The organism is Enterobacter sp. QK-SA4 (genome assembly GCF_056856775.1).
On the sequence record NZ_JBXFXH010000003.1, the window covers coordinates 143,308 to 168,176 of the forward strand.

Annotated in this window: 16 protein-coding genes and 6 pseudogenes; 6 read left to right on the forward strand and 16 right to left on the reverse strand. The window is 50.1% G+C overall.

Annotation, left to right across the window (positions count from 1 at the left end; translation table 11 throughout):
* Nucleotides 1-129: 129 nt before the first annotated feature.
* Together AC1VYI_RS01025 and AC1VYI_RS01030 are read right to left on the reverse strand one after the other, a co-directional pair.
* Entirely contained in the window at nt 130-3,492 is a 3,363-nt protein-coding gene (locus AC1VYI_RS01025; RefSeq protein WP_004197500.1) for a DEAD/DEAH box helicase family protein, read from the reverse strand.
* The gene (locus AC1VYI_RS01030; protein ID WP_482876085.1) at nt 3,492-6,089 is read right to left on the reverse strand and encodes a site-specific DNA-methyltransferase; all 2,598 of its coding nucleotides are present in this window, start codon (nt 6,087-6,089) and stop codon (nt 3,492-3,494) included. Before AC1VYI_RS01030 ends, AC1VYI_RS01025 begins: the two co-directional genes overlap by 1 nt.
* A 115-nt stretch (nt 6,090-6,204) precedes the next feature.
* On the opposite strand from AC1VYI_RS01030, the gene AC1VYI_RS01035 reads away from it, so the two are divergent.
* A protein-coding gene (locus AC1VYI_RS01035) for an IS3-like element ISSen4 family transposase (RefSeq protein WP_087451024.1) occupies nt 6,205-7,325 on the forward strand; the annotation gives its coding sequence in 2 pieces (ribosomal slippage) (nt 6,205-6,463 and nt 6,463-7,325; 1,122 coding nt in all).
* Nucleotides 7,326-7,353: 28 nt separating this feature from the next.
* Here the strand turns inward: AC1VYI_RS01035 and AC1VYI_RS01040 are convergent.
* The 3 genes and pseudogenes from AC1VYI_RS01040 to AC1VYI_RS01050 form a co-directional block, all read right to left on the reverse strand.
* Nucleotides 7,354-7,857, reverse strand: a pseudogene (locus AC1VYI_RS01040) (site-specific DNA-methyltransferase); the annotation flags it as partial.
* Nucleotides 7,858-7,911: 54 nt separating this feature from the next.
* Nucleotides 7,912-10,875, reverse strand: coding sequence for an SNF2-related protein (locus AC1VYI_RS01045; RefSeq protein ID WP_001568064.1), 2,964 nt, complete (start codon nt 10,873-10,875; stop codon nt 7,912-7,914).
* A complete protein-coding gene (locus AC1VYI_RS01050) occupies nt 10,862-11,107 on the reverse strand; it encodes a helix-turn-helix domain-containing protein (protein ID WP_001568063.1) in 246 nt (81 codons plus the stop codon). The genes AC1VYI_RS01045 and AC1VYI_RS01050 overlap by 14 nt, the downstream gene beginning before the upstream one ends.
* A gap of 267 nt (nt 11,108-11,374) precedes the next feature.
* Here AC1VYI_RS01050 and AC1VYI_RS01055 point away from each other — a divergent pair.
* Nucleotides 11,375-11,623: pseudogene (locus AC1VYI_RS01055) on the forward strand (transposase); the annotation flags it as partial.
* Between the two features lie 9 nt (nt 11,624-11,632).
* Here the strand turns inward: AC1VYI_RS01055 and AC1VYI_RS01060 are convergent.
* Entirely contained in the window at nt 11,633-12,784 is a 1,152-nt protein-coding gene (locus AC1VYI_RS01060; RefSeq protein WP_001254932.1) for an IS30-like element IS30 family transposase, read from the reverse strand.
* Nucleotides 12,785-12,848: 64 nt separating this feature from the next.
* Between AC1VYI_RS01060 and AC1VYI_RS01065 the strand changes: the two are divergent.
* From AC1VYI_RS01065 to AC1VYI_RS01080, 4 genes and pseudogenes are all read left to right on the forward strand, one after another.
* Nucleotides 12,849-13,277 (forward strand): annotated as a pseudogene (locus tag AC1VYI_RS01065) (IS3 family transposase); the annotation flags it as partial.
* A 672-nt stretch (nt 13,278-13,949) separates the two neighbouring features.
* Nucleotides 13,950-15,458 (forward strand): group II intron reverse transcriptase/maturase, encoded by a 1,509-nt coding sequence (gene ltrA, locus AC1VYI_RS01070; protein WP_001189111.1) that lies wholly within the window; start codon nt 13,950-13,952, stop codon nt 15,456-15,458.
* A gap of 80 nt (nt 15,459-15,538) precedes the next feature.
* Nucleotides 15,539-16,015, forward strand: a pseudogene (locus AC1VYI_RS01075) (IS3 family transposase); the annotation flags it as partial.
* Between the two features lie 15 nt (nt 16,016-16,030).
* Nucleotides 16,031-16,204: pseudogene (locus AC1VYI_RS01080) on the forward strand (IS481 family transposase); the annotation flags it as partial.
* Nucleotides 16,205-16,260: 56 nt separating this feature from the next.
* Here AC1VYI_RS01080 and AC1VYI_RS01085 read toward each other — a convergent pair.
* From AC1VYI_RS01085 to AC1VYI_RS01130, 10 genes and pseudogenes are all read right to left on the reverse strand, one after another.
* A protein-coding gene (locus AC1VYI_RS01085) for an IS3-like element ISKpn8 family transposase (protein WP_085949440.1) occupies nt 16,261-17,630 on the reverse strand; the annotation gives its coding sequence in 2 pieces (ribosomal slippage) (nt 16,261-17,150 and nt 17,150-17,630; 1,371 coding nt in all).
* A gap of 203 nt (nt 17,631-17,833) precedes the next feature.
* The gene (locus AC1VYI_RS01090) at nt 17,834-18,208 is read right to left on the reverse strand and encodes a hypothetical protein (protein ID WP_001568060.1); all 375 of its coding nucleotides are present in this window, start codon (nt 18,206-18,208) and stop codon (nt 17,834-17,836) included.
* A 55-nt stretch (nt 18,209-18,263) separates the two neighbouring features.
* Nucleotides 18,264-18,590 carry a hypothetical protein gene (locus AC1VYI_RS01095; protein ID WP_001568059.1) on the reverse strand — a complete coding sequence of 109 codons (327 nt, stop codon included), beginning with the start codon at nt 18,588-18,590 and terminating at the stop codon, nt 18,264-18,266.
* Nucleotides 18,587-19,315: a plasmid SOS inhibition protein A gene (locus AC1VYI_RS01100; RefSeq protein ID WP_001568058.1), complete on the reverse strand. Its 729-nt coding sequence runs from the start codon at nt 19,313-19,315 to the stop codon at nt 18,587-18,589. Before AC1VYI_RS01100 ends, AC1VYI_RS01095 begins: the two co-directional genes overlap by 4 nt.
* Nucleotides 19,312-19,743, reverse strand: a complete 432-nt coding sequence (psiB, locus tag AC1VYI_RS01105; RefSeq protein WP_001568057.1) for a conjugation system SOS inhibitor PsiB — start codon at nt 19,741-19,743, stop codon at nt 19,312-19,314. Before psiB ends, AC1VYI_RS01100 begins: the two co-directional genes overlap by 4 nt.
* Before the next feature lie 44 nt (nt 19,744-19,787).
* Nucleotides 19,788-21,845 carry a ParB/RepB/Spo0J family partition protein gene (locus AC1VYI_RS01110; RefSeq protein ID WP_047066591.1) on the reverse strand — a complete coding sequence of 686 codons (2,058 nt, stop codon included), beginning with the start codon at nt 21,843-21,845 and terminating at the stop codon, nt 19,788-19,790.
* A 69-nt stretch (nt 21,846-21,914) separates the two neighbouring features.
* Nucleotides 21,915-22,163 (reverse strand): DUF905 domain-containing protein, encoded by a 249-nt coding sequence (locus AC1VYI_RS01115; RefSeq protein WP_001568055.1) that lies wholly within the window; start codon nt 22,161-22,163, stop codon nt 21,915-21,917.
* A 48-nt stretch (nt 22,164-22,211) separates the two neighbouring features.
* Nucleotides 22,212-22,754, reverse strand: a complete 543-nt coding sequence (ssb, locus tag AC1VYI_RS01120) for a single-stranded DNA-binding protein (protein ID WP_021314431.1) — start codon at nt 22,752-22,754, stop codon at nt 22,212-22,214.
* A gap of 829 nt (nt 22,755-23,583) precedes the next feature.
* The gene (locus AC1VYI_RS01125) at nt 23,584-24,147 is read right to left on the reverse strand and encodes a methyltransferase (protein WP_025861951.1); all 564 of its coding nucleotides are present in this window, start codon (nt 24,145-24,147) and stop codon (nt 23,584-23,586) included.
* A gap of 47 nt (nt 24,148-24,194) precedes the next feature.
* Nucleotides 24,195-24,869 (reverse strand): annotated as a pseudogene (locus AC1VYI_RS01130) (DUF3560 domain-containing protein); the annotation flags it as partial.

Consider the following 24,869-nt stretch of genomic DNA (forward strand, 5'->3'; position numbering starts at 1 on the left):
CACCACCCAATACTACTATTCACTGTTGTTAAACCCAACATTCTAGCAAGCGATTACTAGGAGATAATCTCTATGCTCAAATATGCTGCGAAGCAATTTGAGCTAGAGATTTCTGAGAGTTGGTTGTGATTAATTAATCCGATCAAACATTTTTTTAAGGTAGCTGTTCGCACCATCTTCCATGAACAGTACGTGCTTATCTTCCAGCTCCTGTTTCTTCACTTTATCGCCGACGTTAAGCAAATCAGCATATTTTGTTGGTGACAGCACAAAAGCATTCAGTGTCAGGGCGGGCTCGCCAGTTGAAGCCTGCCTGGTTAAGTCTGCCTCAATCTTTTTGATTTCGGTATAAAGCCCTAATTTGGGATGATTCAAATCCATGTGCTTTAAACCTTTTGGATCAACAAAAGAAAGCCATTGCTCACCGCTTGCATCATCCACCAACCAAAGTAGAAAATCAGGATAAAAGTTACCCGCGGTGGCGAAACCAATACCTTTATTTTTTGAGTCGGCATTCCGCAGTAAATATAGGCTCCGCGCGCCAATAGCGTCTCGTCCTATTGGCGAGCCGTAAAATGCCTGCAAATCTTCAATAAACTGAATTTCGCTTGGCGCATCAAACGCCAGTGGGCGCATTTTTAATGGCACTGCGTCTTTATCTTCCAAAGACAACAGTGGATAGAATAAATGCCGGTCAAAGCTGATGGCGACCATATGCGGTGCATTCCATTTGCTGGCTTCCCCCAAGTCACCCTTAGCAACCAGAGCTTTCAGCACTTCCAGTTTCTTCAAATATTCATGACCATCATCACTGTCATCAATTTCGAAGTGGTAGAGCTTGAGCATGGAGCCATGCTCATCATGCATGGGAATCACTTCGTAGAACTGGCCTTCGTAACCGGTTTTCAGTGCCTTATAAAAACGATCGGTGTAATCGCACAGCAAACGAATCAGAATATCTTCTAGGCGTTTGATGTCTGCAAAGCTTCTCGCTTCAAATTCCGGCTTTGGCATATACAAGGTGTACCAGCTTTGGTCTGCCAGACAGAAATCGATTAACCGTTGCTTGTCTAAACGCAAGTTGCTCCAACTACGTTGTTGTTTGAATGCCTGTAGCGCGAGGTAAATTCGGTCAAAATCAAATAATGCAAAATGCGCCTGATTGAGTTTGCCTTCATAGCGCACATTCAATTGCAGTGCTGCACTGCCTTCCGTTGTGCTGATTGCCTCTAATCTTGGGTACAAATCCAATGCGATATGTGGTGTTTTTATCTTACCGTCAAACTCGGCTGGGATTTCGTACAACCAAGGATAGTGGGTACGCTTAAACCCCAACTTTTGGTTGTCTTTGTAGCCATCCTTTAACGCCAGTGTCTTTAATTTTTTGGTCGGCAGGTTTGGCTGAGTCGGGAAGTCTAGCTCGATGATCTCATCACTTGGGGTGATACCTTCTTCCTTCAGATAATCCTTAAATGCCGCCATATAGCTGGCGCGCACACCAAAAATATTCAAGGTTTCCAGCTTATCCAAGTGCAGACCTTTTGGGCGCTGATTTGGCTCGGTACGCTTTAACGAGAAGTCTTTTCCCTTAAGGCGCACGCCACGGCCAAACAGCTGAATGATCTGTGAGCCTTCCCCTTGCCCCATGTTAAGCAGGCCCATGGTGGATACACGCCAGCTGCTCCAGCCTTCAGTAAATTTGCGAGAGCCAATCAGCACATTCAATTTGCTGTCTTTGTTGTTCAGTGTGCCAAATAGTGCACCGCCAAAATCGTCAGCTTCACTGTCGAAGCTTTCCAGCTCCTCTGCAGTTTTATAAAAGCCACTGTCATCACCAATCGAAATCAGCCCAAACGGCTCGGCGTCGCCAACACGCAGTGCCAGCTCGCCTTTACTGTTCTTGATGTTCACCAGCTTTAAACGCTGCCTGGCATTGGCATTGAACAGCTTGTGTAAAATGTCGGTGTATAGGCCATCGATGTTATCGCTAAAGCCCATTAAAGGATTAAAACGCCCTTGGAAGATATTGTTGCCTTTAACGTCCAGCAGTTGCGCCTTGTCATCGACCAACTCTTTAAGCCAAGTTTTTATGGTTTGCTCATCATTCAGGAAGAAACTTAAAAACTGCACGACTTCGAGAATGTCGGAATCTTCACCAGACACCGTATTACCCACAAACACCCAGAGAGGTTTTTCAATATTAAAGTCATTCAGCTTGCCATGATGATTCTGCCAAAGCCAGGTTTGCTGGTAAAAACTCAATAAACAGGCGGTGAAATACTTTTGCGCATTATCGGCTTGTTCGTAAGCCTCGCCATTCATATTTAATATGAGCGATTCTTTGCCATAGCCATCGTCGTAAAAATATTTGTAGGAATAGTCAAACAGAATGCACTTCGCGTAGGTCTCGCGGGTCGCTGTCACGCGCGCTTGGCGCTGCTCCACTTGTGTTAAGACTAACTGCGCTAGTTGTGCGTCATCCAACTTCTTTAATGCCGTTGTCTCAAACAGCGTTTTGGCTTTCTTTTTCAAGAGCTCTTCTTCGGCTTTGGCGACGGTATTACCTTTGGCCACCGCCTGACCAAAAGTCGCCGAGTATTCAAAGGCGAAACCACCGCGCACCAAGGCATCACGGCGTTGCATCCAGGCACCTGCGGCTGTACCGGTGCCGCGGTGGCCTTCATCCACCAGTACCAGGTTATTGCCTTCAAAGGCTTCAACGGCAACCGTTTTATCGCCCATGCTGTCACCAAGCTTGTTGATGTCGATTATCTCGATGGTGCCTTTAAACGTGTTGGTTCGGTTCTTATCGAAGAAGCGACTGAAACTGAAACCTGAAAGTTCTAACTCCTCCAGATGCTGCTTGGATAAACCTTCATTAGGTGTTAGCAGAATAATTTTGTCTGGGTACAGGTTGCTATTGCCGGCCTGGAAATAATGCAAATACTGTTTGATATTCACATGCAATAGCAGGGTTTTACCGCTGCCTGTAGCATTCCAAAACGCAATCTTATTCAAATCGCTAGCGATATAGGGCTGAAATATTTCTGCACCTTGCTCTTTGCTATACGTTGCCAGCTCTTCGTTCAGGCCATCTAGTAAAGCTTGAGGCTTGGTGAAGTACCAATCCAGATAAATTTCAGTAAACAATAACGATAAATACTGGAAGTACTTCATGTTCAGCACATGCCCTTCCAGCTGGTTACGATGTTTGGTGATGGCTTGCCAGTGCTCAACGATATGCAAGTCATAACGGCGTAAATCGGCCTCGGAAATCCAATCTACTTCAAACAGGTTGCGTGTCAGCTCATGGAAGAACAGGGTTTGTCCGTCTTCATCGATGCCTTCGTGCTGATCATCACCCAAGCGCAGCTTGAGTGCGGCCAGCTCATTGCCTTTAAAAAACCGCATCACCCAACGATTGAGCACCAACTCTTGATGAAAGCTCCGTTTCTTTTGCTTTGTCTTTCCTGCTGTTTTTGGAGAGGCCATTAGATATCCTCCTCAGCAAACATACGTTCCAAAAACTCCGGCTCTATTTGGCGTAGCTTTAAGACGCGAGTTTCACCGCCTTCTTCAGCTGTTCGAGTCAGCACGGTTGGGATATTGTGGTCGCCATTGATGTAGACAACATCAAACTCGTTATCGGCCGGGTTAATCTCCAGCTTGTCGCACAGTTTGCTCAGGCCTTCGTAATCGATTTTTTCACAGTCACGCCACAGCACCAAACAGGTTTCACCACTGGGCAAGGTACCAGTCACTGTCACAAACCCGCGATCAGGCTGCGCATCGATATGCTTTACCGTTAAGCCGATCAGGTAGTTAAAGGTTTCCACTAGATCGACTTTTTGTTCTTCAAAGGCGCCAGCGGAATCCACGGCAATTTTCATGGTGTAGTCGAAGGGCTTTTTAAAGTCGTCAGTTGAGAGCAGTGAGCCACGACTTTCGACATCCAGCATATAGTTAAGTAGGTAGTCGTCTTTGAGTTCGGGATTATTATCGAATAGGTCGACTTTTGGTTTTTTCAGTTCCAAATTGTTCAGGGCGTCTTCGTAGCTTTCGAGTTTAATAACTTCAAAAATACTGGAGAGACCTTCGCTGGCATTAACCGGTTTCCCATTTTTCCAAGAGGAGCAAAAATTGACTTTTTGTACCCTCGGTTTTATCAGTGTATCGAAATACTCTCCCTGATCAACAATAATGAATTTTGCCTCAGGGTTTATTTCTCGTCTTATCTCAGAAACTGCTTGTGCTGTCGTTCCTGAACCAGCGAAAAAATCAAGAACTACCTTTTCATTCTGATCCTTTCCGGTACATGCAAGAATTGCATTCTTGACTAGGCCTTTTGCTTTTGGGAAATCAAAGTTTTTTTCACCAAATAAATCTTTAAGATGAGCAGCACCAAAATTTGCTGAAGCGTATTCTTTCTTATCCCACCAAGTTGTAGGAAGAGCGTTAGCATCCATTCTTGTCTTGAAATCAATGCTAATTTCTCCATCAATGTTCCTTCGGACACGATACTCGTCATATTCCGTCGCAACCCTCACATTCCCTCTTTGCCAGTTTTTTTCAATTTTAACGCCATCTTCAAACTTGTCGGGATATACTAAAACTTCTCCGGCGGCAATATCCTCTAGAACGTCATAGCATTGGCTTAAATCATTCCACGACATTTTAGGTACGCGTATCTGATCTTTCTCGGTTACCACAATAGGGTAGTAAAGTTTCGGCCTATCAGAACGTTTATCATTGCTTCCCGCACGAATAAAGTTCATCCAAGCATATCGGCCTAGATCATCTTCTAAAGGATAACGATCGAGTTTTGCATCGTCATATCCGATTGAGGCCGGTTGAGAATCGCTTGAGTTTCCATAAAAAAGCGCATATTCATGAACTGGCGAAAATTTCCCCTTTGTTTTTCTACTTTGCGGATTGACTTTTACCACTCCAACACCTGCCTCCTTTGGAAACAGGCTGCTCATTAACAAGCGCAAAGGCGAGACTTCCTCATCATCAATGGCGACGGATATCAGTGTGTTAGGCTTCATCAGTCTATTTGCAACTTCCAGCCGACTTTCCATAAAGCTGAGCCAACTGGAATCTTTAAAGTCATTTTTGTAAAGAATCGCAGATGCGTCCGTGTTGTAGGGCGGATCAATATAAATTGCATCGATACTATTCTTGTACTTTCCTTCGAGAAACCTCAGCGCTTGAAAATTATCACCACTAATTAATGTGCCGTTTATCTTTTGGCTTAAGTTGTCAATTTGGTTTAGTAGTAAATTCTTGAAATCATCGTCAAACAGAGAAGTATCTATCGTTAGACCTTTGGATTTTGCAAGAACATCTGCCTTAATATTACCTCCGGAAATTACCCCAAGTCTTTTCCACTGCGCTATTTGCCTTTCATTCTGGCATACAGTTTCAAGCTGATCGCTTTCTAAGTAATCCACTGAGATCAAGTAATCCTTTTGTGCTATAAACTTCTTCTTCGTCCACAGCTTCTTCTGAAAATCCTCCAGCTGCGCCAGAAATTTAATCAAGTCCAACGCAATACTGCGTAAGCACTGGATCATGCGCAGGTTCTTTTCAATATCGCTAAAGGTTTCGGCATTCTGCACATCATCTAAGTGCATGACTTCGTTTTTAATATAAAAATCCAGTTCGCCACGCAGGAACTTACCGAGGTTTTTATGGATAAAATAGTCGGCGGTATTTTTAGTTGTGTAGTTGGTTAAGTGCTTTTCAAGCAGTGTGCGCTTGGGGTTCTTTTCCGTCGGCTCACGCTTGCTTAAGTTCAGCCAACGGCTGGCGACAGAGCTAGCGGCTAACACCGCTTTAACCGCCGATGAGACCAAACTATCTTGCTTGCTGCCTTTTGGCATGGCCTTGTATTCAAAACGGATAATCAGCTCTTTGGTTTCGTTGCCATTGGTGTCTTTGTTTGTGATTTCTTCAATCGGCAAAATCTCATCATCGTACTCATCGCCTTCGTCATCAATGCGGGTAATGATCTTCTGCTCAGCCAATACAAAGCGACGCTCTTTGTCATTATCTTTTCGGTTGTCTTTAGCGGTGTCGGCGGCCACTAGGCGGAAATGCACCACACGGCCATCTTCTAATTTGAACGAGTTGACCTGCCCCCCGTTGATTAGTACACCCCGATGTTAGTAATGTCTTCATAAGCCACATGAGGACATCCCCATGAAGAAGCGTTTTTCCGACGAACAGATCATCAGTATTCTCCGCGAAGCCGAAGCTGGGGTACCCGCCCGTGAACTCTGCCGCAAGCATGCCATTTCCGATGCCACGTTTTACACCTGGCGTAAGAAGTATGGCGGTATGGAGGTGCCTGAAGTTAAGCGCCTGAAGTCGCTTGAGGAAGAGAACGCCAGACTCAAGAAGCTGCTTGCCGAAGCCATGCTGGATAAAGAGGCGCTTCAGGTGGCTCTTGGGCGAAAGTACTGACGACAGACCAGAAGCGGGAAGCCGTGATGTTGATGTGTGATGCGACCGGTCTGTCGCAACGTCGTGCCTGCAGGCTTACAGGTTTATCCCTGTCGACTTGCCGCTATGAGGCTCACCGTCCGGCTGCTGATGCGCATTTATCAGGGCGCATCACTGAGCTGGCACTGGAGCGCAGGCGTTTTGGCTACCGTCGTATTTGGCAGTTGCTGCGCCGTGAAGGGCTTCATGTTAATCATAAGCGCGTGTACCGGCTTTATCACCTCAGTGGCCTGGGCGTAAAACGCAGAAGACGTCGTAAAGGGCTGGCAACAGAACGTCTGCCGCTGCTCCGTCCGGCGGCGCCCAATCTGACCTGGTCGATGGATTTCGTCATGGACGCACTTTCCACCGGTCGCAGGATCAAGTGTCTTACCTGCGTCGATGATTTCACAAAGGAATGCCTGACGGTCACTGTTGCCTTTGGGATTTCAGGCGTTCAGGTCACGCGTATTCTGGACAGCATTGCACTGTTTCGAGGCTATCCGGCGACGATAAGAACTGACCAGGGGCCGGAGTTCACTTGCCGTGCACTGGATCAATGGGCCTTTGAGCATGGTGTTGAGTTGCGCTTAATCCAGCCGGGCAAGCCAACGCAGAACGGATTTATTGAGAGCTTTAACGGACGATTTCGCGATGAATGTTTGAATGAGCACTGGTTCAGCGATATCGTTCATGCCAGGAAAATTATTAATGACTGGCGGCAGGATTATAACGAATGCCGCCCGCACTCCACGCTGAATTATCAGACACCGTCTGAATTTGCAGCGGGCTGGAGAAAGGGTCATTCTGAGAATGAAGATTCCGACGTTACTAACTGAGTGTTGTATCTAATCGTGGGGGCAGGTCAGAGTAATTAGAGAAATTTTCGCCACTTTTGATGTAGTACTGATCTTTATTGGCCCAGTGCAGCATGACTTCTTCGCCGGCATAGGGAATGGCGTAGGTGTCACCTTTGTAGCGACGCTGGCTGATAAAATCACCGTTGTCGTAATACCTGGAGAAGAAGGTCAGCAAGTGGCTGAACACGGCGTTTTCATGTTCGGCATTGCCGCCACTGGCTTGTGTAATTTTGGCCTTGATCTCTTGCACTTTTGGCACTGAATCGGCAGGTACACCTAGCGCTTGCGCCCCTTGCTCAGCTTTTTTCAGTTCTTCTTTTAATTGATTGATGTTAGCCGCATTGCCAGATGCAAGCGCCTGTTCAACTTTTCCCTTGAGGCGTTTTTCCAGATATTCATTGATCTCATCGGCGCGCGCATTAAGGATGCGATAAACACCAAAATCCAGTTCGGGGCGATCGATCTGGAATACTTCCCTGAGTTTGGTGACTAGCTCGTTAAACTTGCTCATATTTGTTCCTATATTGAAATACTTAAAATTCTGTCGTTATTCGTCGGCATGGGTTTAAGCAACTTGCCAGCGAATGGTAAATAAGTGTTCTGTTTCAGTGGTTTGCGTGAGCCGTTCTTGTAGCGCTTCAATGAGCTCATCGCGCTTGGCCATGATTTCATCTTCCACATCAAAAACTTGCTGACGTTGACGCCGTTGTTGGCGCTCTAGGTTGCGCAACTGATTTTGCAGATCGGACTGTTCTTCCAGAGTTGGTGCCTTGCGGGCGTCGCGCTTCACTTGGGCGATTTTGGCTTTGGTGTCTCTTAACGCCTCTTCACTGGCCAGCAGTTTGTCATCAGCCCATCGCTCCAGCTTTTCCCGTTCAGCATTAAACAGGCGCTGGTTTTCCTCTATAAATTGCGCCAGGCTTGCTTCAATGCGCCGTTGTTGATTGTTGGCTAATAACGGCGGTGGTTCGGCGAGTGTTGTGTTACTCGATTTTTTGGCTTGAACAGAAAATAGTTTCTCACAGGCTTCTTGATCCAACGATTTGCCATCATCGGTGATTGCTGTAAACAACAAACTTTCTACCGTGTCCAAAGCACTCACAGTGAGTTTGTCGAGGCGTAGCCAGCCAGATTTTCCAACTAGATCGGCAATGACACTTAATTTGGTTTCATGGCCTGCATAGTCAAAGACCAACTCCGCCACTGGAGTGGTGTTGGCTTTGGCGGTATCCAGCGACCATTCCCCTAACGGGTGGTTCAGGCGGTAAGCATGCGCCATAAAATCCTGTTGCCGCTGCTGGTTTTGCTTCGCTCGAACCAGTTGATAACGGCCGGTAGGTGCATTGAAAATGGGCGATTGTATTAGTGCGAAACTGTAATTGTGTTCATCAAACTGGGCTTTCGCTCCCAATTTGTTGGCAATTTCTCTATCGTCTTTTTTACCACCAAGGGCAAAACGGGTGACGCCCCAAAACCAAAGGCTAACTTTGTCGAGACGTGCCTGGGTGGCATCCAACTGAAGTTTAAGTTTGTAGTGAACGTCCTCATCGAAGTGCTCCATCAGCTGGCTTTGAGTTTGTTTGAGCTTGTCGTTAATGTCTGTTTCTAGCTCTTTTTGAAGTTCTTCAAACGCCGACTCAATCTCCTCCGGTTTACGGCAGGTGTCGTAGATGCGGGCGATACGTTTTTCAAAATCAATACCGGATTCGATTCGCCCTAACACTTCATCTGATGCACCAAAAACACCAGAAAATAATTGAAACTTTTCAGTGAGCAGTTCAAGCACTCGCTGATCGGCTTGGTTGCGAGTATTTAGGAAGTTAATGACAACGACATCATGCTTTTGCCCATAGCGATGGCAGCGACCAATTCGTTGCTCGACGCGTTGGGGGTTCCAAGGTAAGTCGTAGTTGATCAGCAATGCACAAAATTGCAGGTTTACACCTTCGGCGGCCGCTTCAGTGGCAATCATAATTTCAGCGCGCTCGCGGAACTCGTCAATTAGAGCAGTGCGCTTGTCGACTTGCGCGGAGCCCGTAATACGGTCACTACCCTGATATTGCTGCAACCAGAGTTGGTAAATTTCGTTGGTTTCAGCGCCGGTATTTGTGCCGCTGAAGGTGACGATTTTGCCTTGATAGCCATGACTTGAGAGATAGTCTGACAAAAACTGCTGAGTACGCTTGGATTCGGTAAATATAATGGCTTTTCGCGGACCATTGTGTTCTGCCATTTTGGCAAAGCCTAAATCTAGCGCAGTGAGCAGCGCTTCCGCTTTGGTATCAGTCGTTAAGGATTGGGCTTGCTGAATGAATGATTCGATTTCTGCGATTTCTGCCTGCAATTCTTCAGCTTCATCTCGTCCATTGTGGTTCACAGCATCGGTTTGAGTATCTTGACCATTTGATTCATATTCTAACAGTTCATCCTCAACATCCAGATATTCGTCTTCAATCTCTTCTTGCTCAATAAGTCGGGCCACCAACTTTTCATCACTAAGATCGTTGTCTGAAAGGTCATCTCCATTCAATTTTTTATGTAGGCGTTCGAGTATGGTTTGCAATGTCCCAGTGATAGCATAAGGGCTAGAAGCCAGCAGCTTTCGCAATATCAAGCCGGTTAGGTGCCTCTGGCGCTTAGGTAGCGCAAATGATATTTCACGCTGCAAAAAGGCAGAGATGCGTTCATAAAGGTCTTGCTCTGCGTCTGTAGGTTTAAATGGCTGAGTGACGGCTTGACGTTTGGTGTAAGGCACGTACTCTAGCACTTGGCTACGTAAAGTGCGCTTGACAAAACCTGCTAATCGCTGCTTCAGTTCATCTGTGTCGCTTTCACTATGAATAAACTGTTTCCGAAATGCCTTTTCATCGCCAAACAAATGTTCGTCGAGCAGCGTCGAAAGACCATACAATTCCATCAATGAATTTTGCAGTGGCGTCGCAGTTAGCAACACTTTGCGTCGACCATTAAATGCCAACTTTAGCGCTTGCCCCATGCGATTGCTCGCTCGATGGGCGTTCCTTAGTTTGTGGGCTTCGTCAATCGCGACGAGATCCCAAGGAACCGTCACTAAGTCGTCGGCTAATTTGGCGGCAAAATGGTAAGACATAATTATTAACTTTTTGCCTGCAGTATTCGCAAGATACGTTCTTGGCGAAAGCCCACTTGACTTTATCGCAGCTGCGTCCAGCACAGTACTGGGTAGTGCAAATTTTTCAGCCAGCTCCTGTGCCCACTGTTTACGCAATGCGGCCGGGCAAACGATCACCAAGCGACGTCGGCGTTCCGCCCAGTGCTGACAAAAGACGAGAGCGGCCTCAATGGTTTTACCAAGACCGACTTCATCTGCCAGCAACACACCTTGCTGTAAGGGGTTTCGCAATGCAAAAAGTGCCGCTTCAATCTGATGAGGATTCAAATCTACTGTTGCGTCGAACAGGGATTGTGAGAGTCGATCTACACTGTCCGCCGAGTGAAGGCACGTGAGCTCGTGAGCGTAGTATTTTGCGTGGTACTCAGTGATCTGCATCCCTTAATTCCTCTCCTTTGGTCTTAATTCCCTGAGTCTGAAGCTCTAGCAGATCGCCAATGCCACAGCCGAACAATAGACAGAGTTTTTCTATCGTGTCCAAATCCACTTTTTGAGCAGTCTCTTTATAGAGCAAAGTTACCGTAGCACGGCTGAGTCCTGTTTCTCTGGCAACGTCAGCAATACGCATTTTGTGTTCACCCATCATTCGGGCGAGATGGCAGCGGATCATGGCTGTGCCTCTTGTTGTGAATGTCGATATTGGTCAGAAGCATACCATTATCTATGAATTTGCATAGCATTTTGCAAGTTGCGATTACATTGTGCACAGCTAGGCTGGTATTAGAGATGGTTAAACCCATTTATGTGAACTTAACGTAAATGGCCTACCACCACCGCACTAGTTCCCGGACAGGGACATCGTAAAAATTTTGTGTGAATCGCCACGGGTTTAACAGACACCTCGGAGTCATTTAAGATGGCTTAAAGAGAGGTGCCCATGAGCGGTAAGCGTTATCCCGAAGAGTTTAAAATTGAAGCAGTCAAACAGGTTGTTGATCGTGGTTATTCTGTTTCCAGCGTTGCAACACGTCTCGATATCACCACCCACAGCCTTTACGCCTGGATAAAGAAATACGGTCCGGATTCTTCTACTAATAAAGAACAGTCAGATGCTCAGGCCGAGATCCGCCGTCTCCAGAAAGAGCTGAAGCGGGTTACTGACGAACGGGATATATTAAAAAAAGCCGCTGTAGATTCAATCTGTCAATGCAACACCCCTTTCAATTATCTCTTTCGGTGTTTTGAACTTCAGTGTCTTTCTCGGTCTGTTGTTTAGCTGAGCAGCAACCAGATCTAGTTCATGTTGAGTATATTGGGCAAGACATGTCTTTTTAGGAAAGTACTGCCGAATTAGCCCATTTGTGTTCTCATTTGTTCCCCGCTGCCAAGGACTCTGAGGATCGCAGAAGTAAACTTTAACGCCGGTGCTGACAGTAAATTCTAGATGTCTGGCCAGTTCCATTCCTCTGTCCCATGTCAGTGATTTTCTGAGTTCTGACGGTAAACTCAGGAATTTGTCGGTAAGAGCCTGATTTACTGAGACAGAATCTTTGCCCCTGAGTCTAAGGATGATCGTATAACGTGATTTTCGGTCTACAAGTGTGGCTATATGGGAGTTTTTTGTACCTGAGACTAAATCGCCCTCCCAATGCCCCAGAGAGCGTCTGTTATCGATATTTCGGGAACGTTCGTGAATTGGTGTTCCGTTCACTATGTTAATCGTACCTCTTTCGCCTTTGCGGGTATGACGCCTGCCATGGCGAAGGCTATGCGACCGTCGCAGATGCTGTATATTCAGGTGGTGTAGCGCTTCACGGCTACGAAAGTACAGCGTTTTATAAATTGTCTCAGGTGATATTCGCAGCGTTTTTTGACGTGGTTTTGTTCGCCTTAACCATCCTGATATTTGCTCTGGAGACCATTTCATCTCCAGCTTTTCCAGAACAAGCTTTCGCAATGGTAAATTTTGATCCAGTAAGCACGGTTTTGGCCTTTTCGCCATTCTGTTGGCTCGGTTATTAGCATCAACAGCTTTGTAATAGCGTCTGCCCCGATTACGCTGAACTTCACGTGAGATCGTCGAAGGACTGCGATTCAGCGCAGTAGCTATCGCACGAATGCTCATTTTGGCTGACAAACCAGCTCGTATCTCCTCGCGCTCAGACAGTGTCAGGTGAGCTACAGCCCGCTTACGCTCATGGGGTTTTATGCCGCCAGTATCCCTTAACATAGTGAAGATCGTTCCGGGTTTTGAACCCAGGATATTCGCTATTTCACTGAAGCCTGTTCCGTTCTTCCATAGTTCAAAAACAGAGGCTTTTTCCTCTGCTGTAAATGTTCGTCTCATTCAAAAAACCTCCGCAACCCCATGTTTTCACATAACTGTTGCGTTGACCAATTGAATCTACAGCGGCGTACTTCGCAAAGCTGTCCGACTGAGGTACGCCTTCATCCGTGACAACATCTGTTGCTGGCCTGTTCGCCTGCTCTGTCGGGTGCTGGATGTTCATCCCAGTGGTTTTTACGCCTGGTTTAAGCAACCGTATTCTCAGCGCCACCAGGTAGATCTGAGACTGACGGGACAGATCAAACAGTTCTGGCTGGAGTCCGGTTGCGTTTATGGTTATCGCAAGATCCATCTGGACTTGCGGGATAGCGGGCAACAGTGCGGAGTGAACAGAGTCTGGCGACTGATGAATCGTGCCGGGATAAAGGCTCAGGTCGGGTACCGGAGCCCGCGGGCACGCAAAGGCGAGGCCAGTATCGTATCGCCCAACAGGCTCCAGCGACAGTTCAATCCGGATGCTCCGGATAAGCGTTGGGTAACGGATATAACCTACAGTGTGCCCGGAGTTCAGGGCGGGCATGGATGCTTAAATGAACCGCGAGTCTGTCTGGAATATTGAACCGGTAACTCACGATGAGAAACCCAACAATCCCACCGGGTGTGACGGTGGAGAACCTGAGCGGCAGTGACCTGCGGCATGCCCGCAGGGTGATGTAACCCGCTGACAACGGGGATTGAGGCGAGATCACTAAGCCGAGATGATCCTCAAGGTTAAGTACTGAAAGGCTGAAGAACATGAACCCGTTAATCCGCCTCTGTGGGTTGAAAACGTCACCACGGCCTACGTGATCTGACAGGCCGTGCAGGAGGAACTGGCAGTGATACGTAAGCACTGCCGGTCGAAGGTGTTTTGACATGTATGCGAAACACCGGGGCAGCAGCGTCTATCACGCTTGCGTTGCTGACTTCTGCCAACTTGCGGCAAGCAAGGATAAAGAGTGCGACGGGCAGCCTCCTCAGTATGCCTGAGTCCAGGCAGGTAAACCGGGGAAGGTCAGCGACGGATGTTAAGGGGGCATGGCTCCGATGACGCGCTGGCTGGCGGAGCTTCCGTAGTAGTCCGCGATGGGGAAAGCCCATTACATGGCGAAGGGAAGCAGTTTGAATGTGTTTGCGACGTGAATTAACTGACCTAACGAGGTGAAGACCTTTGATAATCAGCGAAATGCAACGCAAGCTTGCCACATGGGCGGCCACCGATCCGTCCCTACGGATTCAACGGCTGCTGCGTCTGATAACACAACCAGAATGGCTGGCTGAAGCGGCGCGGATCACGCTTTCATCAAAGGGGGCGCATACCCCCGGCGTTGATGGCGTGAACAAAACAATGCTACAGGCCAGACTGGCTGTTGAGCTGCAAATCCTCAGGGATGAATTACTCTCAGGCCACTACCAGCCCTTGCCCGCCAGACGGGTTTACATCCCTAAAAGCAACGGCAAACTGCGACCACTGGGTATCCCCGCGTTGCGGGATCGTATTGTTCAGCGGGCCATGCTGATGGCGATGGAGCCGATATGGGAGAGTGATTTTCATACGCTCTCATATGGCTTCCGGCCTGAGCGCAGTGTCCACCACGCGATCCGCACGGTGAAATTACAGCTCACAGACTGCGGTGAAACCCGGGGACGCTGGGTGATTGAAGGCGACCTGTCCAGTTACTTCGACACCGTACATCATCGACTGCTGATGAAGGCTGTACGCCGCAGGATCAGTGACGCACGTTTCATGACTCTGCTGTGGAAAACCATCAAGGCGGGACATATCGATGTCGGTCTCTTTCGGGCGGCCAGTGAAGGTGTGCCACAGGGCGGTGTTATATCGCCGCTATTATCGAACATCATGCTGAATGAGTTCGATCAATACCTGCATGAGCGCTACCTGAGCGGGAAAGCCAGAAAAGATCGGTGGTACTGGAATAACAGTATCCAACGGGGCCGAAGTACGGCGGTCAGAGAAAACTGGCAGTGGAAACCCGCGGTGGCGTACTGCCGCTATGCCGATGATTTTGTCCTCATCGTCAAAGGCACCAAAGCACAGGCGGAAGCCATCAGGGAGGAGTGTCGGGGTGTGCTCGAAGGCAGTCTGAAACTCAGGCTGAACATGGATAAGACTAAAATCACCCATGTTAATGACGGCTTTATCTTTCTGGGGCACAGGATCATTCGCAAACGCAGTCGTTATGGCGAGATGCGAGTGGTCTCAACGATCCCGCAGGAGAAAGCCAGAAACTTCGCCGCATCGCTGACAGCACTGTTATCAGGCAACTACAGTGAAAGCAAAGTCGATATGGCTGAACAACTCAACCGAAAACTGAAAGGCTGGGCCATGTTCTATCAGTTCGTTGATTTTAAGGCCAAAGTCTTCAGTTATATCGACCGTGTCGTGTTCTGGAAGCTGGCTCACTGGCTGGCCCGCAAATACCGTACAGGTATCGCTTCCCTGATGAGGTGGTGGTGTAAATCACCGAAACCGGGTCAGAGCAAAACGTGGGTTTTATTTGGTAAAACCAATCACGGCAAGCTCAGCGGCGAAATACTGTACCGGTTGGTGGGGCAAGGCAAGAAGCTGTTCCGCTGGCGGCTACCCGAAGGTAATCCCTATCTGAGGACGGAGACCAGAAACACGTATACATCGCGCTTTACAGAAGTGGCAATGGCGTTCGCCAGCATTTAAATGGAGAGCCGGATGCGCTGAAAGGTGCACGTCCGGTTCGGGGAGGAGAGGCAGGGAAATAGTCCGACTACGCCCTGCCTCTTACTCTACTCAGGACCCACGAAGGCTGGCTGTATCTTGCCGTGGTTGTTGATCTGTTCTCACGCAAAATTATCGGCTGGTCAATGCAATCCCGGATGACAAAGGACATTGTCCTGAACGCACTGCTGATGGCTGTATGGCGGCGTAATCCCCAAAAACAGGTGCTGGTTCACTCGGACCAGGGCAGTCAGTACACAAGCCATGAGTGGCAGTCGTTTCTGAAATCACACGGCCTGGAGGGGAGTATGAGCCGTCGCGGTAACTGTCACGATAATGCGGTTGCAGAAAGCTTTTTCCAGTTGCTGAAACGCGAACGGATAAAGAAAAAGATCTACGGAACGCGGGAAGAAGCCCGCAGCGATATTTTTGATTACATCGAAATGTTTTATAACAGTAAGCGTCGGCATGGTTCAAGCAATCAGATGTCACCGACAGAATATGAAAACCAGTATTATCAACGGCTCGGAAGTGTCTAGATTATCCGTGGCGATTCATTGTTTAATCAAAGAATGGCTGAATATCTGGTGCTGTATAACAGCAAAAGGCCACATAAATCACTCGAACTGATGACGCCAGTGGACTATATTTTACGTGAGAGTAAAAATTGCAATATGTGGTGGACCCATACATCTCCTTGCCTTGCGGCATCTAAGAGGCTATCCTGATGTTGTCTAGGCATACAGGTGGCCTCGTGGTGTACTGACCCCAAAAAGTTGGACAGTTAAACACGAGGCACATAGGTCTGGGTTCGATATTCAATTGGACTCAGACCTTTTAATTTCAGGCTAATTCTTCTGCTGTTGTAGTAGTCAATATATTCCGTAACAGCATCCTTCAGTTCGCTTATATTACTGAACTCGTCAAGATAAAAACACTCCGACTTTAAGGTTCCAAAGAAACATTCCACGACTGCATTATCCAGACAATTGCCTTTTCTGGACATGCTCTGTGTAATGCCTTGTTCTTTAAGGATGTTTTGATACCTTCTCATACGATACTGCCATCCCTGGTCAGAGTGCAGAATAGGATGCTCGTGAGGCTTAAGCTTTTTGAATGCCTGATCGAGCATATTCTCGACCATGTTCATCACAGGTCTTTCCGACAGGCTGTAAGAAATAACTTCGTTGTTGAAGAGATCTATTACTGGAGACAAATACAGCTTTCGCCCATTGACTGCAAATTCAGTAACGTCGGTAACCCACTTCTCGTTTGGCCGTGTAGCCTTGAAATCCCTTTGGAGAACATTGGGGGCGGTTTGCCCTACCTCTCCTCTGTAGGAGCTGTATCGCTTGACCTTAATCGCTGCCTTAAGCGAGAGGGTTCCCATCAGGCGCTGAACGGCTTTATGGTTAATCCGTTCCCCGTCTCGATGGAGAGACAACGTTACCCTACGGTATCCGTAACGACCTTTATTCTCGTGATAAATCTCACCAATACGCTTTTTAACATCCGCATACTTATCAGGCTTGCTGAGAGCCTTTAGATGGTAATAAAACGTACTGCGCGGTATCTCCGCTGCCTTGAGAAGCTCATCAAGAGGGTAAAACTGCCTTAGCTCGTTGAGTACTTTCACTTTTTCGCGGGATGAGCTAAGGCTTTCAGCTTTTTTAGATACGTAAGCCGCATTTCAAGGAATCGAACTTGTCTTTCAAGATCCTCAATACGTCGGTCTTTCGACAGCTCCAATGCTAACGCCGCTTTTTCTGGATCAACTGACATTGTAATGTTTCTTTTGGTGCCGATCTTGAGTGCGCGTAAACCAGCTTCTCCGTGCTCCTCATAGACTTTCAGCCACTTGGCTACAGAACCACTACCAGCAAGCATAAAGTGAGCAGCAGCCTGATTGAGGGACATCTGCTGCTCGGTCACGGCTTTCACGACCTTAATGCGCAACTCTGGATCAGCACTAACGCCTTTAGGTTTGGGAATTAAACCTTTTTCTCCATGTTTTTCATAGAGGGCAACCCACGTCCTGACCTGTGTTCGAGGCACACCAAAACGTGCAGAGATGATCCTGTAACCATCATCAGTTGTGAAGTAGTGATTCACGACTTCAAGGCGCTTTTCGAAGGGGTATTTTGGCTTTGACATATCAGGGACTATTCCATTTCATCGTCCAACAAAATGGGTGCAGTACATGGGTTAATGAAAATTAACTACGGGGCTTTCTGCTTTTTGCCACACAACACGGTAACAAACCACCTTCACGTCATGAGGCAAAAAGCCTCAAGCGCCACGTCGATTATACCGGGACGGTGCTATTTCTTACCAGGTATATCCACGCTTTATGCTGCTTAGCGCTTTAAATATCTAATGTATACCCATCCCGCAATCAAGACGCCCGTGCCCAGCGCAAGATTAGGCAAAATCACATCGTTTGCACTTGCATATATGGTATTAGGATCATGTTGCCCCCAGAATGCCAGCTTGTACCCGATGCCCCAGACAAAGAATATAATCCCGGCAATCAGAACGCCGAATTCTATAACGCCGAGCAGGATTCCATCTAACCAGTCAGGCGGATCACGCCATGTGATGACCGCAGCTATTAGTGTGCAGATGATTTGGCCTGCATAATAACCAGGGGAACCATACCATTCCGGAGCAACATGCTTCACGATCAACCAGAACAGCACGTTCATTAAGATAACGAGCAACCAGTACCTCATAGTTCTGCTTTCCTTGTATTTGGCCATCTGAGTTGTCAGACAGCATTGTACTTATTCATCGGGCGGACTTGCCATTGAAATACTCCGGACGCGCAGCCAGTTCACGCTCGATTAACTCGTCGGCAAACAAAGGGGCAACACGATGAATACGAGCCTGCATGTTGCGCCTTCTCACCGCAGCTTTCCGTTCATCGCTCCAGCGTTGGATCTGTTTCTGGCCGAGAAAATCCACGCATACAGCGTAACCTGAGCCAGCCACCCAGCGTGACATCACCTCTTCAGGTGCCGCCTGCCCTGCCTCCACGACAACGGAAATCAGTTCCCGTGGACCCGGGCAGGGCCTGTGCGGCAGTTTCCAGCGCAGAGAATAGCGCCACTTCATACACCACTCCGATCAGCCAGCTTATTTGGCACCTGCCAGCGTTCAGCAACACGAATATGTTCAGGTGTTTCCCGGACAATTAACGGAATTTCGTACATCACTGCATACAGCGGCTCACCGCTGATGCGAAGCCAGTCCAGTTCCTTCAGCGATGTGAATCGCGACTGCCAGCGCCAGAACGGTGCTGCAAGCTCTGCCGCGTCAAACTCGTCGCTCCACCGGGTGTACCAGGTGCAGACGGTTTCCGGTGACTGAAAATTCAGTTCTGTGACAGCCTGTCCCAGCAGGTTCTGACGCAGTAACCAGGACTGCTCGACCTGACGGGCTTCACGGCGCATTTTTCGGGTGAAGGCAAAGTCCTGACGTTTTAGCCTGCGTACTGTTCGGGTATGAAGGACTTCCGGAAAAAGTTCAGCCTGCACATCCATTGTCAGCGGCAGCGGACAGTATTCCCCGTGGCTGGAGATAAGCATATCCAGCGCCTCTTCCACCTGTTTCAGGCTGGAAAGGCGGTCTTTTGGATCACGGTGAAGGCCAGGAATACGGCGGGCAACGTCACTGTTAATCCGGCTACAGCCTGTCAGCAGGCGCAGGAATGTCCGGACGTGTGGCATCGATGGCAGACGTGCGCCGCGCTGGCGAGCCTCTTCCACCGTCATGATGGCCTGCAGCGCTGCCTGACGGGCTGGTTTCAGGGATACAAGAGCACTGGATGACGGGATCATTGTGCGCCCTCCTGTGACAGCGTGCTGATGATGCTGGCAAACGAGTAGCCACCGGCGTCAAGACACTCGATGAGATCCAGAGTATGGGTGATGAGTTCAGGGTTGAATGCATCCATCACGCGAACGACAGAGAACGGCTGACCGTCACGGGTAACAAAGACCACTATCCAGCGAGGATTCAGCTCCCCCGGACTGCATACCGCCACATCAAAGTGACCATGAGAGGGGGTAAAACGGATCTGGACAGGAAAGAAGCCGCCAAATTCGCACCGGTATTCGGCATTCACGGACCAGCCGGACGGTGAGGTCAGATCGCGCATGACAGCGTGACTCAGCTCCCGGCGAAAGTCTTCACCGGCGGCGCGGTAGTCTTCCAGCTCATCAGAAGACATGGTTTTCAGGACATCCAGAGTCAGTAACGTTTTCATTTTCAGTCTCCTTATCGCCGCCCCGCAGGGCGGCGTCTCCGTTATCAGGCGGCGCAGGCCGGGTTGTTATGGTCGCTGACGTCGCCGGCATCAGCGTCGGTATCGTTCTGACTTGTTGCCAGACTGAGTTCAGACTTTGCGGCAAGCTGTTTCTGATTGTCAGCACTGGTCATCCATTCCGGAACCCAACGGATTTTTGAGAGGAAGTGCTCTGCATGTTCAGCGGCATCCTTTTTCTTCATCTTCGCGGCGTCCTGTGCTGCGCCAGCCAGTCCGGCCTGAGAGAGTGCCTGTACAATGTGTGGCAGCTTCATGTGCGAGAAAAGGTTATCAGCCGTCGGTTTCCACCAGTCACGAAGGTCAAACTGAATGGCGTTTTCCACCCCATCCAGCGAACTCTGGTGTTTACGACCAAATTCATCCTTGCCCTGTACACCATCTATGGAGCAGGCGGTGCAGAAAGCCATCAGTGCCATCAGGGTTGCGCCATCGAGCGTAAAGAAGGTGGTCATATCCTTTCGCCAGTTTTCCGGCAGCAGGGCTTCAAGACGTTCTTTTTCTGACTGGATGGCCTGAAACGCAACGCTGTTTTCACCGTCAGGTGCTTCACGGGTCAGCGCGTAATGCGACACACTCACGCTAATGCAGAACGGCTCTTTGACGGACGTTGTGGTATGGAAAACCGAGTTACACATTTTCCAGACCATCAGCGCGACGGCTTTCTGCGGCTGCTGCAACAGGGCCGCCTGAACCGCCAGTGTGCGTTCAGAAGAAAGGCGGGTCAGCAACGGGACACTGACGGCGTCCAGCGGTTCGACTTTTTCAGGGACCTGATCGGTAGATGCATCCTTCTCCTCCATTTTTTCATCGGCGCACAGCACCACACCGCGCTGTACTTTCACCTCCTGGCCAGTCCAGGAAACCACCACTCCGGCAGATTGCTTCATTTCATCCGTCCATGCCCGGTGTTTTGCCCGGTGCGCGATGGTCTGCTGTTCTTCCCAGACGGCTTCCAGAGCCCCGGCCAAGACGTCATCATTCACGCCGGGGTTCTCGTCTTCATACTTAGCTTCCAGAGCTTCCAGTTCCGCAAGACGTTCTGATTCGGCTTCGGTATATTCCACAGGCGGGACAGCATGCAGGCGCCAGATTTTAGTGTCCTTCCCGTAGTGTGAAATAGGGTCAAGACGACCATCACACCATGACCAGCCTTCCGCTTCGCGGAGGTGCTCCGCGATGTTCTGCAGTTTTTCCAGCAGGGCGGTATCGAGCGATGCACTTTTGACATAGCCGCCGTTTTCGCTGCTGAAGAGATCAACCCGGATTTCATCCGGACTGAATGCGGCCTCTCCCACAAAGCGGAATTTGTCGCCGTTTGTGGAAACCTCTTCTGAGATAATGAGGTTACGGATCGAGGAAACTGATACTTCATTATTCCAGGACCGTTTGCGGGCGGATTCCAGCACTTCCACCTGGCGTTTCTGATCGCTTTCGAGCGCCAGTGCCTGGCAGTGTTCGGTGGTGATTTCATCCTTCGCCAGCGCCGCCAGAATTTCGGGAGCCAGTTCGGTCAGTTTCAACATGCGCTGAACATGACGCGTACCGAACCCCAGTAAATCGCCAATCTGCGCGGGGGTTTTCCCCTGCTCTGCCAGTGTGCGGAACCCGGCGATCTGTTCAGACGGATGCATTGCCATCTGCTGTTCGTTTTCTGCCATTGATGCCGCAACAGCCAGTTCATCAGGTACCTTTTTCACCATCACCTGATATCCGGCATCGATACGGTTTTCACTCTGCAGGAGCTGCAGCGCTTTCAGGCGACGACCACCGGCAGCCACACCACAGCGACCATCCGGGAGGTTATGCACGACCAGATTCTGCAACAGGCCAATGGCTTCAATGGAATCTGCCATTGAACAGACTTTCTCCGCCGGATAGGGAATGGTCCTGACGTTTAGGGGAGACTTCACCAGTGCCGTCACAGGGACATACTCGACCTGTGCGGCATCGAGAGCCACTTTAAGCGCCTCAGCTTCGGCAGACTTAAGCGTTTTTTTGCTGGTTTTCGGTGCAGTTTTTACCTTAGACTCTGTTGCAGACATAATTGATACCTCTTAGCTATTGATGAATGTCTGCCGGACAGCCCACCTGTCCGGCCTTCTTCTTACTGCTTACTTCGTTTTGCGTACTCCGTAGTCCCGGATGTAGCGGTTCATCATGTCCTCGCCGCCCGGTTCAAAATTCCAGACGCGCCAGATCATGCTGCCGTCATCCTGATGACGGACGACAAGGCGAAAATGAGTCCCCTGGTCATCTTCAATCGCCACATTCTGATACTGCGCTGCGACAACCTGAGCCTGCTCGCGGGTAAACGTGCCATCCGGCAGGGATACAAGCGGGGACAAAACGTTATGGTCCATGTGTTTCTCCTTTTCTGCCCCGCCTGAACGGGGCGTCTTCATCGTGGTTTAAAAGGGCGCTTCATCATCCATTGGTGGGAAATCATCCGGGAGTGGCTGAGGCGGTTGCTGAGACGGGGCGGCATCCTGACGGCCTTTCTTACCGCCCTTCGCTTTCGGGGATTTAGCTGCGGCCTGAGCAGGTTGTGCCGGGGTGGCAGGATTCTGCGGCTGCGCGGCGCTCTCAGGCACTCCGGATTCACGGCGGCCGCCGAGCATCTGCAGGGTGCCGTTCTGCCCGACCAGCACCTCGGTGACGTAGCGCGTGACTCCGGCATCGTCCTGCCAGTTGCGGGTGCGCAGCTGGCCCTCGATGAAGACCTGTGCGCCTTTACGCAGGTATTCACCCGCCACTTCCGCGAGCTTGCCGAACATGACAACACGGTGCCACTCGGTGTTTTCGCGCATCTCTCCCGTCTGCTTGTCACGCCATGTTTCAGACGTGGCCAGCGTCAGATTGACCACTGCGCCCCCGTTGGGCATGTAACGCACTTCCGGGTCCTGTCCCAGATGTCCAACCAGAATGACTTTGTTAACGCCACGTGCTGCCATGATGAATCTCCTTAATCCGTTGTTTTGCCTTTTAAAACCATCACCCGTTGAGTTGCCGGGGCCGCGGTTTTGACGTTTTGCGGGGACCTGCTGAACCTGCCCCCTGGATATAACCTTCACCCGTTTGAGAGCCGTTCGCCGCAAGGGCGTAAACGAGCACGGCCCGGTGCAGATGTCCGGGGGTGAGCGGGAAATTTTTTTCGGTCTAATGAAGCGGCAGCGGAATGGCCGGGAAAAATTTATTGCGAAAGGCTCTGCCGTCCCCTGGACAGCAAGACGGGTTGTGCTTGTCTCAGCCCCGGCGAATGGACTCAAACGGTGATACGGGTACCAGGGGAAAGGAGCAGGCACCCGCCGCAACGACGGAACGCGCGGGCGCGAAACGGCGTTGCCCCGCAGAGTGCCGGCAGTCCTTCGCCGGCACGGTGAAAGCGGCGCGACCGGGACGGTCGCAGCAAGCGCTGCCGTTGACCTTGACTTCAGACATCAGACACTAGCCGTCAGGCCCGAAACCGCTTGCGGGTTCGGCGGAGCTTACCGCGTCTTTTCGCGGTTAGCGGAGTGTGGCTCGACGACCGGACAGCGCAGCTGGCCGGGAGCCGAAGGTGTCCAGTATGGGTGTGCTTTTAAAGCCTTTAAGGGTTAAAAAGAGGCATCACAGCAGGGAGAAGAAGAGGAAGCAGACAGACAGCAGGCAGCAAACAGGGAAGACGCGGAAAGGAAATGCGGGCGGCGCGTCAGCGCGGCCCGGTTTTCCCGGCGCCGCAGGCGCGCGGTCTTTCGAGGCGCGGCCAGACGGGGACAGGTGCCCCGCCGGCTTAACGTGTCATCAGACGGTTATTCTGAGAATGGCGGTCGCTACCTGGGTATACGTGAATGTTCCCCGTGGCAACGGCTCCCAGACGTCCGCCAGGGACTCCAGCGCCTTTTGCTGACGCGGCCCGTCCAGACATATGCCCGTCAGAATCCCGCCAGGCTCAAGCAGAGTTAATGCCCGCCGGATATGCCGGATATCATCACCGCGATTAAACGGCGGATTCATGATAATTCGGGTATACCGGCGCTCCGGATGATATTCGAGAAAATCTCCGCACCAGATCCGGACCTCCGGGAAATGCGCCTGCAGGTGACGGGCTAACCCGGCGTGCAGCTCCACGGCGTCACACTTCGCCCGGGGGACTGCATCCCTGATCGCCTGCAGTATGGCGCCCGTTCCGGCACTGGGTTCCAGTATGCGATCGGTTTCCCGGACATCAGCCAGCTCAACCAGCCGGCGACATTCCGGGGAGGGGGTGACAAAAAGTTGCGAGCTACCCTGAATTTCAGCGACAGGGGCGCGCCCTTCCAGTTTGTCCCGCATCGTCTGAATACGGTTTTTAAGGTCATGATGCATGAATGTACTCCCTGACCTCCCCGGCAAGATGCCGGGGAGCCTTCCTGTTATTTTTTCGGAATTTCAACGGTTTTCATGTCTGTGATATACACATTCACGAGCGTACAACCGTGCGTCATGCACCGGCGGAAGCGGTAGGCGCCGTGTGTTTCGGTTTCTGCAGCACCCCGCACGCCTTTATAATCAGCGGGTAATTTCGCCCACTCGGCTTTTGTCATTTCCCGGAACCCTTCCCCCGGATAATTGACGATCGGTGGGCGCTTCGCCGCTTTCTTCGCGTCGCTGGCTTCCTCCGCTGTCGGGGCTTTGTAGTCCGTGATACGGTCGGGCGTGAGTTTCATCGTGCCGCTGTAGCCCAGAAAGCGATAACCGGGCGTTTCGACTGAACTCACCTCCCCCTTACTCCGGTTAACCCGGAGAATGGTTAACCATTCTCCCCGGCTCAGTACCTGCCCGCCTGGTTCAAATTCCTGTGTTCGGGTGACAACGCCACCGTTTTCATTGAGCATCGCGCGTTCGTAGGCCAGGCGGTTCTGGTAATGATTAACCCAGCGCTGTTGGTGGCTAATCGTGCGCTCATGACAGCGGATCGCAATATCCCGCGCCTGTTCAAAAGTAATAATCTCCTCAGACAGGGCAGAATGGAGAGACATCGAGCCCTCATACTGGCTTTTCTCTGCCGGGCGGGGGTATTTGTCGAGCGTGAAGCAGGCATAAATATG